The organism is Luteimonas sp. A611, from assembly GCF_054072715.1.
The window spans coordinates 465,588-479,087 of the sequence record NZ_JBSVRP010000002.1 but is presented as its reverse complement, the minus strand read 5'-3'; the positions used below and the strand labels follow the sequence as shown (position 1 = coordinate 479,087).

The 13,500-nt window shown below is 67.8% G+C and carries 11 protein-coding genes; 8 read left to right on the top strand and 3 right to left on the bottom strand.

Annotation, left to right across the window (positions count from 1 at the left end; translation table 11 throughout):
• Nucleotides 1-150 precede the first annotated feature (150 nt).
• The 8 genes from ssb to ACW5EG_RS12430 all read left to right on the top strand — a co-directional run bounded on the left by ssb (nucleotide 151) and on the right by ACW5EG_RS12430 (nucleotide 9,721).
• Nucleotides 151-651, top strand: coding sequence for a single-stranded DNA-binding protein (gene ssb, locus ACW5EG_RS12465; RefSeq protein WP_457021655.1), 501 nt, complete (start codon nucleotides 151-153; stop codon nucleotides 649-651).
• 37 nt (nucleotides 652-688) lie between these two features.
• Nucleotides 689-1,744: a dTDP-glucose 4,6-dehydratase gene (gene rfbB / locus ACW5EG_RS12460; protein WP_457021653.1), complete on the top strand. Its 1,056-nt coding sequence runs from the start codon at nucleotides 689-691 to the stop codon at nucleotides 1,742-1,744.
• Nucleotides 1,741-2,628, top strand: a complete 888-nt coding sequence (gene rfbA / locus ACW5EG_RS12455; RefSeq protein ID WP_457018668.1) for a glucose-1-phosphate thymidylyltransferase RfbA — start codon at nucleotides 1,741-1,743, stop codon at nucleotides 2,626-2,628. The genes rfbB and rfbA overlap by 4 nt, the downstream gene beginning before the upstream one ends.
• Complete coding sequence (rfbC, locus tag ACW5EG_RS12450) at nucleotides 2,625-3,182, top strand: dTDP-4-dehydrorhamnose 3,5-epimerase (RefSeq protein ID WP_457018669.1); 558 nt, start codon at nucleotides 2,625-2,627, stop codon at nucleotides 3,180-3,182. Before rfbA ends, rfbC begins: the two co-directional genes overlap by 4 nt.
• A complete protein-coding gene (gene rfbD / locus ACW5EG_RS12445) occupies nucleotides 3,179-4,060 on the top strand; it encodes a dTDP-4-dehydrorhamnose reductase (protein ID WP_457018670.1) in 882 nt (293 codons plus the stop codon). The genes rfbC and rfbD overlap by 4 nt, the downstream gene beginning before the upstream one ends.
• Nucleotides 4,061-4,224: 164 nt before the next feature.
• Nucleotides 4,225-6,105 carry an alpha/beta hydrolase family protein gene (locus ACW5EG_RS12440; protein WP_457018861.1) on the top strand — a complete coding sequence of 627 codons (1,881 nt, stop codon included), beginning with the start codon at nucleotides 4,225-4,227 and terminating at the stop codon, nucleotides 6,103-6,105.
• A 223-nt stretch (nucleotides 6,106-6,328) separates the two neighbouring features.
• The gene (locus ACW5EG_RS12435) at nucleotides 6,329-8,389 is read left to right on the top strand and encodes a prolyl oligopeptidase family serine peptidase (RefSeq protein ID WP_457018671.1); all 2,061 of its coding nucleotides are present in this window, start codon (nucleotides 6,329-6,331) and stop codon (nucleotides 8,387-8,389) included.
• Between the two features lie 75 nt (nucleotides 8,390-8,464).
• The gene (locus ACW5EG_RS12430) at nucleotides 8,465-9,721 is read left to right on the top strand and encodes a DUF819 family protein (protein ID WP_457018672.1); all 1,257 of its coding nucleotides are present in this window, start codon (nucleotides 8,465-8,467) and stop codon (nucleotides 9,719-9,721) included.
• Nucleotides 9,722-10,060: 339 nt separating this feature from the next.
• On the opposite strand, the gene ACW5EG_RS12425 is transcribed toward ACW5EG_RS12430, so the two are convergent.
• From ACW5EG_RS12425 to ACW5EG_RS12415, 3 genes are all read right to left on the bottom strand, one after another.
• On the bottom strand, nucleotides 10,061-10,285 hold the full coding sequence (locus ACW5EG_RS12425; RefSeq protein ID WP_457018673.1) for a YbdD/YjiX family protein: 225 nt from the start codon (nucleotides 10,283-10,285) through the stop codon (nucleotides 10,061-10,063).
• The gene (locus ACW5EG_RS12420; RefSeq protein ID WP_457018674.1) at nucleotides 10,285-12,360 is read right to left on the bottom strand and encodes a carbon starvation CstA family protein; all 2,076 of its coding nucleotides are present in this window, start codon (nucleotides 12,358-12,360) and stop codon (nucleotides 10,285-10,287) included. The genes ACW5EG_RS12425 and ACW5EG_RS12420 overlap by 1 nt, the downstream gene beginning before the upstream one ends.
• A 106-nt stretch (nucleotides 12,361-12,466) precedes the next feature.
• A complete protein-coding gene (locus ACW5EG_RS12415; protein WP_457018675.1) occupies nucleotides 12,467-13,465 on the bottom strand; it encodes a magnesium and cobalt transport protein CorA in 999 nt (332 codons plus the stop codon).
• Nucleotides 13,466-13,500 lie beyond the last annotated feature (35 nt).

Here is a 13,500-nt window from a genome sequence, read left to right as displayed (position 1 = left end):
GGATGGGGGAGCCGGCGATTATACGAAGCCTGCCGCGCCGGCCGTGCGGCGTAGTCCTACGCGTCGGCGCGGTGCGGCCCGACGCCGGTGGCCGCCGGGCTATAATCCAATGCCTTTCGCCGGGCACGCCGGCGACACCTGAGGAATCCCATGGCCCGCGGCATCAACAAGGCGATCCTTGTCGGCAATCTCGGCAACGACCCCGAAACCCGGTACACACAGGGCGGCATGGCCGTCACCAAGATCAGCCTGGCCACCACCTCGGTGCGCAAGGACCGGGACGGCAACAACCAGGAAAAGACCGAGTGGCACCGGGTGACCTTCTTCGGCAAGCTCGGCGAGATCGCGGCCGAGTACCTGCGCAAGGGCTCGCAGGTCTACGTCGAGGGCCGGATCAGCTACAGCGAGCACACCGGCGACGACGGCCAGAAGCGCTACTACACCGACATTGTCGCCGACGAGATGCAGATGCTCGGCGGCCGTGGTGAAGGTGGTGGTGGTGGTGGTGGTGGTGGCTCGTACGAGCGCAGCCCGCGCCCGCAGCGCCAGGAAGCGGCCCCGCGGCAGGAATCGGCCCCGCGCCAGCAGCCGGCCCCCTCGCGCCAGGCGCCGCCGGTGGACGACTTCTCGGACGACGACATTCCCTTCTGAGCCGACGCCCATCCGACCGCGCATGCAGGCAGCGCCCGTGACGACCTGGCTGGTGACCGGTGGCGCCGGTTTCATCGGCGCCAACTTCGTCCTCGACACGGTGGCGCGCGGCGTGCGCGTCGTCAACCTCGATGCATTGACCTACGCGGGCAACCTCGACACGCTCGAGGGACTGCACGGCAACCCCGGCCATGTCTTCGTGCACGGAGACATCGGCGATCGCGCACTGGTCGCGCGGCTACTGGCCGAGTACCAGCCGGGCGCGGTGCTGAATTTCGCTGCGGAAAGCCACGTAGACCGTTCGATCGACGGCCCGGCGGCCTTCGTCCAGACCAATGTCGTCGGCACCCTGGCCCTGCTGGAGGTGGCGCGCGACCACTGGAAGTCGCTCGAGGTCGAGGCGCGGGCCGCGTTCCGCTTCCTGCACGTGTCGACCGACGAGGTCTACGGGGCGCTCGGCGAGACCGGCCGGTTTACCGAATCAACGCCCTACGCGCCGAACTCGCCGTATTCGGCGTCGAAGGCGGCCTCGGACCACCTGGTCAGGGCGTTCCACCATACCTACGGGCTGCCCACGCTCACCACCAACTGCTCGAATAACTACGGACCCTATCACTTCCCCGAGAAGCTGATCCCGCTGGTGATCGCGCGGGGGCTGGCAGGCGAGTCGTTGCCGGTGTACGGCGACGGCAGGCAGGTGCGCGACTGGCTGTTCGTGGCCGACCACTGCGAGGCGATTCGCACCGTGCTCGCCCGGGGGCGGGTGGGCGAGACATACAACATCGGCGGCGACGCCGAGAAGCAGAACATCGAAGTGGTCCAGGCGATCTGCTCGCTGCTCGACCAGCGTCGGCCACGCCCGGATGGCAAGCTGCGCGCGTCGCAGATCACCTTCGTCGCCGACCGACCCGGCCACGACCGCCGTTACGCGGTCGACGCCTCCAAGCTGCGTGACGAACTGGGCTGGGCGCCGAAGTACAGCTTCGAACGCGGCATCGCCGAGACCGTCGACTGGTGCCTGGCCAACCAGGCCTGGGTGCAGCGCGTGCTCGACGGCAGCTATCGCCTCGAACGCATCGGGGAGACGGCATGATCGCGCGCAAGGGCATCGTGCTCGCGGGCGGTTCCGGGACCCGGCTGTACCCGATCACCCAGGCCATCAGCAAGCAGTTGCTGCCGGTCTACGACAAGCCGATGATCTACTACCCGCTCAGCGTGCTGATGCTGGCGGGCATCCGCGAGGTGTTGATCATCAACACGCCGCACGAGCAGCACCTGTTCAAGGCGCTGCTTGGCGACGGCTCGCAGTGGGGCATGCGCATCGAATACGCCGCGCAGGCCAGTCCAGACGGACTGGCGCAGGCTTTTGTCATCGGCCGTGATTTCCTCGACGGCGCACCCAGCTGCCTGGTGCTGGGCGACAACATCTTCCACGGCCCGGGCCTGACCGACATCCTCCGCCGCGCCGACGCGCGAGACGGCGGCGCGACCGTGTTCGGCTACTGGGTTTCAGATCCCGAGCGCTACGGCGTGGCCGAGTTCGACCGCGAAGGCCGCGTGGTGGATATCGAGGAAAAGCCCGCTGCGCCACGCTCGAACTATGCCGTCACCGGTCTGTATTTCTACGACGGCCGCGCCGCCGACTTCGCGTCCACGCTGCAGCCCTCGTCGCGTGGCGAACTCGAGATCACCGACCTCAACCGCTGCTACCTCGAACGGGGCCAACTGCACCTGGAGCGCCTCGGACGCGGCTACGCCTGGCTCGACACCGGCACCCATCAGTCGCTGCTCGAGGCCTCCAACTACATCGGGACCATCGAGGCGCGCCAGGGCCTGCGCGTATGCTGCCCCGAGGAGATCGCCTGGAACAATGGCTGGATCGACGAAGCGCAGCTGCAGGCGCTTGCAGCTCCGCTGGTGGGGAACGGCTACGGCCGCTACCTGCTGGGGCTGCCCGATCGCGGGTTCGTGCCTTGAAGCTGGTCGAGACCGGCCTGCCGGGCTGCGTGGTGATCGAACCGAAGGTGTTTGACGACGAGCGGGGCTTTTTCTACGAATCCTTCAACCGGGACAGGCTCGCCGCGCACGGGCTGTCGCCAGCGTTCGTGCAGGGCAACGTGTCGCGCTCGGCTCGGGGCGTGCTGCGCGGACTGCACTACCAGTGGCCCAGGCCGCAAGGGAAATACGTGTCGGTCCTGGAAGGCGAGGTGTGGGACGTGGCCGTGGACATCCGCGGTGGCTCGCCGAATTTCGGCCAGTGGGCCGCGGTGCTGCTGAGCGCGGAGAACCGCCGCCACGTCTGGATCCCGGAAGGGTTCGCACACGGATTCGTCGTGCTCAGCGAGCAGGCGCTGGTGAGCTACCTGTGTACGGCGACCTACGATCCGTCCGCGGACGCCGGTATCCGCTGGAACGACGCCGACCTCGCCATCGATTGGCCGCTGGCCGATCCACAGCTGTCGCCCAAGGATGCCCGGGCGCCGTTTCTGGCCGACGTCCCGACCGAACGGCTGCCGCTCTACGCGCCATGAGGATCCTGCTGCTTGGCGCCAACGGCCAGGTCGGGCGCGAGCTCCGGCGGTCGTTGGCGGCTGGCGAGCTGGTGTGCGGCACGAGGGGCGGACGCCTTGCCGATGGGCAGGCGTGCGAAGCCGCCGACTTCGACGTGCCTGATTCGCTGCCCGCGCTCGTCGCGCGCATCGGCCCCGACATCGTGGTCAACGCCGCCGCCTATACCGCAGTCGACCGCGCCGAGTCCGAGCGCGAGGCCGCGTTCCGCGCAAATGCGCAGGCACCCGCGGCGCTCGCGGCCGCGTGCGCCGCGCGCGACGCGCTGCTGGTGCATTACTCCACAGACTACGTGTTCGACGGCACGGGCACGCGCCCGTACCGCGAAGACGATCCTGTCGCGCCGATCAACGTGTACGGGGAGAGCAAGCTGGCCGGCGAGCAGGCGATCCGCGCAAGCGGTGCCCGGCACATGATCCTCCGCACGGCCTGGGTCTACGCCGACCACGGCAGAAATTTCATGTCGACGATGCTGCGGCTGGCGCGAGAGCGCGACGAGCTGCGCGTGGTCGCCGACCAGATCGGCACACCGACGCCCGCAGCGCTGATCGCCGATGTCACGGCGGATATCCTCGCAAAGCCGTTCGCTGTGTCCGGCCTGTGGCACCTGACCGCGCAAGGCGAAACCAGCTGGCACGGATTCGCGGAGGCCATCGTCGAGCGGGCACATGCGCTGGGCCGGATCGAGCGCCGGCCCAGCATCGTTCCGATCGCCACCGCCGACTATCCCACGCCGTCGCGCCGGCCGGCCTACTCGCGGCTGGACTGTTCCAGGCTCGAGTGCGATACGGGGATCAGGTTGCCCGACTGGGAGACTGCGCTGGCGACCGTTCTGCGATAGGCTCGCGTCGGCGAGGGATGGGGATCCCTGCACCGGTCCACGGGGACGGGATGTCGTCGATGAGGGGGAAGATCATGGGCATGCGTTGTGCTGCCGCACTCGCGGTGTGGGCGTTCTTTGCGCTGGTGTCGATACCGCTGGCCGGCCATGCGGTCCAGCCGCACATGGTCGAACCGTTCATCGAAGAGGGCGGCATCCGCGACGTCAAGATTTCGCCAACGGGCGAGCACCTCGCGATGACGATGCGGGTGGATGGCCAGACCGGGTTGATGATCGTCGCGCGCGGGGAGACGGGCGCCAGCGCCGTCATGCGGTTCGCACGCGGTACGCACGTGCACGACTTCTGGTGGGTCAACGAAGAGCGGGTGCTGATGTCGCTGGCCGAGACCTTCGGTACCCGCGACGATCCGCTGCTGACCGGCGAGCTGTTCGGCATGAACGCCGATGGCGGCCGCAAGGAACTGCTGGTGGGTTATCGGGCCAAGGGGGTCCAGACGGGCACGCGGATCGGTGTCGACAGGGAGGGCAGGGTCGCCGCATTCCTGGTCGATCCGCTGCCGGACGACGACCAACACGTCCTGGTCACGATCCGTTCGTTCGCCAGGGATCCGTATTCCCGGATCGAGCGGATGAACGTCTACGACGGCCGGCGCGCGCTGGTGGCGCCCTCTCCCGTGTCGGCGGCCGACTTCGTCACCGACCACCAGGGGCGGGTGCGCTTCACGGTCGGGCACGTGTCGGACAACTACAGCCAGCTCTTCCATCGCAGGGACGATTCGGCGCCCTGGGAACAGATCAACCACGAGCGCACCAGCAACCGGGTCGAGCGGCCGCTGGGATTCGCCGAGGGCGACACGATCGCCTACCTGCGCGTGTCGCAACCGACCGGGCCCGACCGGATCGTCGCCCTGGACACCGTGACGGGAGAACGCAAGGACGTCGCCGGCGATGCCGTCGTCGATCCGCAGCCGGTCCATCTCCACGGCGGGGTTCGTCCGATCGGCGCCTGGTACCTCGGAGGCAAGCCGCGGCTGGCGTTCTTCGACGAGCAGAGCGCGGAGGCACGCCTGCAGCACATGCTCCAGCGGGCTTTCCCCGGGACCCGGGCATCGGTCCGGTCTTCCACGCTCGACGGAAGCCTGCGAGTGGTGCTGGTGGAGAGCGATGTCGATCCGGGCAGCTTCTACCTGTTCGATACCGGCACGGCGAACGCGGAGCTGCTCGTCGTGCGCGACAAGCAGATCGATTCCACGCGAATGGCGCCGATGACGCCGATCGAACTGAAGGCGCGCGATGGCGTCGTCCTCCATGGGTTGATGACGGTGCCGCTGGGATCGGACGGCAAATCCCTGCCGATGGTGGTCATGCCGCATGGTGGTCCATTCGGCGTCTTCGACGCTTGGGGTTTCAACGCCGACGCCCAGCTTCTCGCCGCCGCCGGCTATGCGGTGCTGCAGGTGAACTTCCGCGGATCGGGCAACCATGGCCGCGCGTTCAGGCAGGCGGGCGCGCGCCAGTGGGGCGCGGCGATGCAGGACGACGTCACCGACGCGACCCGCTGGGCGATCGGGCAGGGTCATGCCGATCCGCAGCAGATCTGCATCTACGGCGCGAGCTATGGTGCCTACGCCGCGCTGATGGGCGTGGTGCGCGAACCCGGTCTGTACCGGTGCGCCATCGGCTATGTCGGCGTCTACGACCTGCCGATGATGCAGCGGGACGATATCGGCCGCAGCCGCTCGACCGCGACGTGGATGCGCGAATGGGTCGGGTCCGATGCGGCCGCGCTCGAGGCCGTATCCCCGACCCGGCGCGCCGCAGAAATCAAGGTCCCCGTGTTTCTCGCGGCGGGTGGCGAGGATTTCGTCGCCCCGGTCGAGCACACCAAACGCATGGAGTCGGCGCTGAAGCGCGCCGGCGTTCCGGTCGAAGCCCTGTACTACCCGAAGGAGGGCCACGGCTTCTACGAGGTCGCGCATCGCAGGGAGTTCTATACCCGCCTGCTGGGATTCCTTGCCCGTCACATGGACTCCGCCCCGGACTGAGGCAGCCCGCGCGCTGGTCGAGGCAGGGTTCCCAGGAAGGCATGGGTCTGACTTTCTGGCTGGCCACCCGCCGCACGCCGATGTGCCGGAGTCCGGCCATGCCGCCGTGAAGCTGAAGCCCTCAGACGGGCTTGTGGGCGCCACGGCGCATGTGCCGGAAGCCCTTTGCGTGGCAGGTGCGCGAGCGCCTACCATCCGGGCATCCCTTCCAGGAGTGGTCCGAATGATGCTGCGACATGCACTGCTGCCGATCTGCCTGCTCGCCGCGCTTCCTGCCCTGGTTGACGCACGCGGCTTCGACGTGCGCGACCTGGTCCAGCTTGACCGCGTGTCATCGCCGCTGCTCTCGCCTGACGGGCATGTCGTTGTCTTCGCCCAGCGCAGCGTCGACGCCGAGCTCAAGGCGACCACGGCGCTGTACGCGCGGCACCTGCTCACGCGCGACGCGGCGCCGCCGAAGCGGATCACGCCCGAGGGCTGGAACGTCAACTCGCCCTCGTTCTCCAGGGACGCGCAGACGCTGTACTTCCTCAGTGCGAAGGGCGGGTCGCAGCAGCTCTACGCGATGCCCGCGGGCGGCGGCGAGCCGCGCCAGCTCACGGCCTTCGCGCTCGACGTAGGCAGCTACCGGCTGTCCCCGGACGACGCGCGCGTGGCGTTCAGCGCCGACACCTTCGCCGAATGCGCGGCAGACCTTGCCTGCACGAAGAAGAAGCTCGATGCGCGCGCTGCGGACAAGGCGAGCGGGCGCGTCTACGACCAGCTGTTCGTGCGCCACTGGGATACCTGGAACGACGGGCGCCGCAGCCGCCTGTTCGTCGCCACGCTGCCGGGCGCAGGCACGGTTCCGGTCGCCGATGCCAGCCTGCTCAGCGGCGCGCTCGACGGCGACATTCCGGCCAAGCCCTTCGGCGATGCCGGCGACTACGCCTGGTCGCCCGATGGCGGCCATGTCGTCGCGAGCGTGCGCATTGCCGGCAACAGCGAGCCCTGGTCGACCAACTTCGATCTCTACCGCCTGACGCTCGACGGCGCCGCGCCGGTCAACCTCACCGAAGCCAACAAGGCCTGGGACGCCGGCCCGGTCTACAGCGCCGACGGCGCGACGCTGTTCTATCGGGCGATGAAGCGCCCCGGCTTCGAGGCGGATCGCTACGCGATCATGGCGATGGACGTGGCCAGCGGCCGCACGCGCGAAATCGCCCCGGACTGGGACCGCTCGCCGAGCAGCCTCAAGTCCGCTGCCGATGGCAGGTCACTGTACGTGACCGCGCAGAGCACGGGCGAGTACCCGCTGTTCCGCATCGACGTCGCCAGCGGCGAGGTCACCGAGCTGGTCGGCGACGGCACGGTCTCGGCCTTTGCGGTCGAGGGCGACACGATCGCGCTGACCCGCAACACCATCGACAGCGGCGACACGCTCTACGTCGCCATGGGCGAAGGCCAGGGCCTGCGCCAGATCACCGCGACCGCCGCCGAGCGCCTGCCGGACGTGCAGTTCGGTGCCTACGAGCAGTTCTCGTTCAAGGGCGCGGGCGGTGCGACGGTCTACGGTTACGTGGTCAAGCCGGCCGGCTACCGGGAAGGCGGCAGCTACCCGGTCGCATTCCTGATCCACGGTGGCCCGCAGGGCAGCTTCGGCAACGGCTGGAGCTATCGCTGGAACCCGCAGACCTACGCCGGCCAGGACTACGCGGTGGTGATGATCGATTTTCACGGCTCGACCGGCTACGGCCAGGCCTTCACCGATGCGATCAGCGGCGACTGGGGCGGCAAGCCGCTGGTCGACCTGCAAAAGGGCTGGGAGGCGGCGCTGGCGCAGTACGACTTCCTCGACGGCGACCGGGCCTGCGCGCTGGGCGCCAGCTATGGCGGCTACATGGTCAACTGGATCGCCAGCCAGTGGAGCGCGCCCTGGAAGTGCCTGGTCAACCACAACGGCGTGTTCGACACGCGCTCGATGGGCCTGGTGACCGAGGAGCTGTGGTTCACCGAATGGGAGTTCGGCGGCACCGTGGCTGAGCAGCCGCAGGCATACGAGAAGTTCAACCCGGCGCGCCACATCGACAAGTGGAAGGTGCCGATGCTGGTGGTGGCGGGGCAGAACGATTTCCGCGTGCCGCTCGACCAGAGCCTGTCCAGCTTCACCGCGCTGCAGCGCGCCGGCATCGAATCGCAGCTGCTGTACTTCCCGGACGAAAATCACTGGGTGCTCAATCCGCACAACAGCATCCTCTGGCACGACACCGTCAATGCCTGGCTCAAGCGCCACACCGGCGAGTGATTTCCGCGGAAAGCCGGCGCCAGCCGGCTTTCCTCTTCTGCGCGGGCGCTTTCCCGCGATCCACTGGAGCCGCGCATGGCGATCGACAACGCCGCAGCCTCGACTGCAATCATCAGCAACGACATCGTCGCCTTCGGGCTGATCACCGCCACGCTGGGGCTGATCTTCTGGTTGGCCACCGGCCCCACGCCGATGTGGAAGAAGTTCTTCGCCTGGGTGCCGGCGCTGCTGCTGTGCTACTTCGTGCCGGCGCTGTACAACACCGTCGGCCTGGTCGATGGCGAAGGCAGCAGCCTGTATTACCTGGCCAGCCGGCTCATGCTGCCCGCGGCGCTGGTGCTGCTGACCCTGTCGATCGACATCCAGGGCATCCTGCGGCTGGGTCCGAAGCTGTTGTTCGTGTTCTGCATGGGTACGCTGGGCATCGTGCTGGGCGCGGTCGTGACCTTTCAGCTGATGGAGTGGCTGTGGCCGGCCGCGGTGGCCGGCGACACGTGGAAGGGCATGGCGGCACTGTCGGGCAGCTGGATCGGTGGCGGCGCCAACATGGTGGCGATCCGCGAGATCTACGATGTCGATGCCACGCTGTTCGGCCAGTTCGCCGTGGTCGACGTGGCCATCGCCAGCCTGCTGATGGCGACCCTGCTGTTCCTGGCCAACCGTGCCCCGCAGATCGACGCGCGCAATGGCGCCGACACCCGCGCGCTGGACGAGATGCAGCAGCGCATCTCCGCCCATGAGGCGGCCAATGCGCGGATCCCGACGCTGTCCGACCTGATGATCATCATCGCCTGGGCATTCGGCATCGTCGGCCTGGCGCACGCGATCGCCGAGCCCGCGTCGGCGTGGTTCAAGGCCAATGCGCCGTGGTCATCGCAGTTCAGCCTGGATGCGCCCTTCGTCTGGATCGTGGTGCTCTCGACCCTCGGCGGCCTGGTGCTCAGCTTCACCCGGGTGCGGCGTCTGGAGAACGCGGGCGCCTCCAAGGTCGGCACCGTGTTCCTGTACTTCCTGATCGCCTGCATCGGCATGCAGATGGACTTCCTCAAGCTGGCCAACCGTCCGGAGCTGGCGTTGATCGGCCTGCTGTGGATGTCGATCCATGTGGCGGTGATCTGGTACGCCGCGAAGCTGGTGAAGGCGCCGCTGTTCTACTTCGGCGTGGGTTCGATGGGCAACGTGGGCGCCGCTGCGTCGGCGCCGGTGATCGCGGCTGCCTTCCACCCGACGCTCGCGCCGGTGGGCGTACTGCTGGGCACCGTCGGCTACGCAAGCGGCACGGTGATCGCGTACTTCCTGGGCCAGGTCCTGCGGATGATGGCGGGGCAGTAGGGGCGGCTTCCTGGCCGAACACTTCCGCTGCGAGTGGCCGACACTCTCCGGAGCTCTGGGCGACCTGTCGTTGCAAGCCCGAGGCGCATGGGCTTCGGAAGGGGCCGCAGCGCCGCGGGAGGGGATGGCGAACCGCTCGGGCAGACGTCCATGTCCGCACTCGCGGCCGCGGCACATCCATGTGCCGCTTGCACCATCCCCTCCCGCGGCGCTGTGGCCCCATCCGCAAGCAACGCGCCCGATCCGCAAGTAATGCGCCCTCATGCAATGTCCGCGAGCGGAGCGAAAAAACGGGGCCTTCCGGCCCCGTTGATCGATCCAGCGCAGGCAGCGGCTGCATCAGCAACAGCGAAACCCGCCTCGGCCTCCGTAGCGTGCCTCCTGGCGCTCGCGGAAGAAGGTCTTGTAGTCCATCGGCTCGCGGTCGGGATGCTTTTCCAGCGTGTGCCGGACGTAGTTGTCGTAGTCCGGAACGCCGCAGCACAGGCGCGCGGTCTGCACCAGCCTTCGCCACACCTGCTTGTGGGTGGCGAAGTGGTCGAGGGTGACGAGCTGGCCACCCATCAGAGGTACATCTGCTGCTGTTCGGGGGTCAGCGCCACGTGGGGCGTCTCACGGTCGGTGCGCACCGCGCTGGCGCGGGCCTTGCGGATCGCCACGATCGAATAGAACAGCACGCTCAGCACCACCAGCAGGAACAAGGCGGTGAGCCCGGCGTTGACGTAGTTGTTGATCATGATCTGCGACATCCCGTCGAAGTCCTTCGAAGGCGCGATCAGCTCGCCGCGCCCGATCGCGTCGCTGTAGCGGTTCGCCTGCGCCAGGAAGCCCACGCCCGGATCGGCATCGAAGATCTTGATCCAGCCGGCATAGGTGGTGCACACCAGCAGCCAGATGGTCGGCACGATCGAGACCCAGGCGTAGCGGTCCTTCTTCGTCTTGAACAGCACCACCGTGCACAGCATCAGCGCGATGCCGGCCAGCATCTGGTTGGCGATGCCGAACAGCGGCCACAGCATGTTGATGCCGCCCAGCGGATCGTTCACGCCCTGGTAGAGGAAGTAGCCCCACAGCGCCACGCAGCCGGCGGTGGCGATGAGGTTCGGACCCCAGGATTCGGTCCTGCGCATCACCGGCACGAAATTGCCCAGCAGGTCCTGCAGCATGAAGCGGCCCGCGCGCGTGCCGGCATCGACCGCGGTGAGGATGAACAGCGCCTCGAACAGGATCGCGAAGTGGTACCAGAACGCCATCATCCCTTCGCCGGGGATCACCGCATGGAAGATCTGTGCGATGCCCACCGCCAGCGTCGGCGCGCCGCCGGCGCGGGACAGGATCGAGTTCTCGCCGATGTCGGCGGCCGTTGCGGTGAGCACCTCGGGAGTGACCACGAAGCCCCATTCGGAGACGGTGCGTGCAACGGTCTCCACGTCGGTGCCGATCACCGCCGCCGGGCTGTTCATCGCGAAGTAGACGCCCGGGTCGATGATCGATGCCGCGACCATCGCCATGATCGCCACGAACGATTCCATCAGCATGCCGCCGTAGCCGATGTAGCGCGCGTGGCCCTCGTTGGCCAGCAGTTTCGGGGTTGTTCCGGAGCTGATCAACGCGTGGAATCCCGACACCGCGCCGCAGGCGATGGTGATGAACAGGAACGGGAACATCGAGCCCTTCCACACCGGTCCCGTGCCGTCCGTGAACTGGGTCAGCGCCGGCATCCGAAGATCCGGCATCACGATCAGGATGCCGATCGCCAGGCCGACGATGGTGCCGATCTTGAGGAAGGTCGACAGGTAGTCGCGCGGCGCCAGCAGCAGCCACACCGGCAGCACCGCGGCGACGAAGCCGTAGCCGATCAGCATCCAGGTGATCTGGGTGCCGGTGAAGGTGAAGGCCGGGCCCCAGGTGGGATGTGCGGCCACGTCGCCGCCAAACCAGATCGCCGCCACCAGCAGGATGATGCCGACCACCGAGATCTCGCCGATCTTCCCGGGCCGGATGTAGCGCATGTAGATGCCCATCAAGATCGCGATGGGGATGGTCGCGATCACCGTGAACATGCCCCAGGGGCTTTCGGCCAGCGCCTTCACCACGATCATCGCCAGCACCGCCAGGATGATGATCATGATCAGGAAGGCGCCGAACAGGGCGATGGTGCCGGGAACCTTGCCCATCTCCTCGCGCACCAGGTCGCCCAGCGAGCGCGCGTCGCGGCGGCTGGAGATCACCAGCACCATGAAGTCCTGCACCGCGCCGGCCAGCACCACCCCGAAGATCAGCCACAGCGTGCCGGGCAGGTAGCCCATCTGCGCGGCCAGCACCGGGCCCACCAGCGGGCCGGCGCCTGCGATCGCGGCGAAATGGTGGCCGAACAGCACGTGCTTGTTTGTGGGCACGTAATCCAGGCCGTCGTTGCGCAGCACCGCCGGGGTGGCGCGGGTCGGGTCCAGGCCGAGCACGCGGTTGGCGATGAACAGCCCGTAGTAACGGTATGCGACCAGGTAGATCGACACCGCGGCGATCACGATCCACAGCGCGTTGATCGATTCGCCGCGGCGCAGTGCCACCGTACCCAGGCAGATCGCGCCGATCAGTGCGAGTGCAGCCCACAGGACCTTGCCGAATCCGCCTTTCATGGATCGCCTCGACTGTTGGGGGTACAGAAGGCCTTTTACGCCGATCCGCGCCGATCGCCAATATTGCGCTGCCGCAAGCGGCTGCCCCCGGGCGGGCGGACGTGCGCTACAGCCAGCGCACCTTGCGCAGGTAGCGGTACAGCGTCGCCACCACCAGCGCCACCACCGCGATCAGCAACGGGTAGCTCCAGCGACCGTCCAGTTCGGGCATGTGCGGGAAGTTCATTCCGTACCAGCTCGCAATCAGCGTTGGCGCCGCGAGCAGGGCGGCCCAGCCGGCGAGCTTCTTCACCACCTCGCCCTGTGCCTGGGTCACCAGCGCCTGGTTCACGGCCAACGCGGTGCTCAGCATGTCGCGCAGCACCTCGATGGTCTGGTTGATGCGCACGCAGTGGTCGAGCACGTCGCGCAGGTACAGCCGAGCCTCTTCCGGGATCAGCGGGCTGCTGCTGCGGACGAGTTGCGACAACACGTCCTGCATCGGCGCCACGTTGACCTGCATGTAGGTCAACTCGCGCTTGAGGTCGTAGAGGCGGATGACGGTGGCGCGATCGAAGGACTCGCTGACGATGTCCTGCTCCAGCGCCGGCAGGGTGGCCTTGAACTCGTCCACGATCGGCAGGTAGTTGTCGACGATGGCGTCGAGCACCGCGTACAGGCCGAACGAGGGGCCGAGCGCCAGCAGCCCCGGCTCGCGCTCCACCCGCAAGCGCGCCGGCGCATACGACAGGGATGCGCCGTGGCGCACGGTGACCAGGTAGCGCGGTCCGAAGAACACGTGGGTTTCGCCATAGGCGATCTTCTGCGCGACCACCTGCGCGGTGCTGGCGACCAGGAACAGCGAGTCGCCATAAGCCTCGACCTTCGGTCGCTGGTGGGCCTTGTGCGCGTCCTCGATGGCCAGATCGTGCAGGCCGAATTCCTCCTGCAGCGTTTCCAGGACCGCATCGTCCGGCTCGTACAGCCCGATCCAGACGAAGCTGCCGTCTTCTTCGGCGAGGACATCGCTGATGGCTTCCAGCGACACGTCGCGGCGCACGCCGTCGCGCGCATAGACGACGCAGTTGATCACGCTGGGCGGGTTGGCGGCAGGGGTTGTTTCCATCGCCCCATCCTGCGCCAGCGCGGCACGGCTCGGCA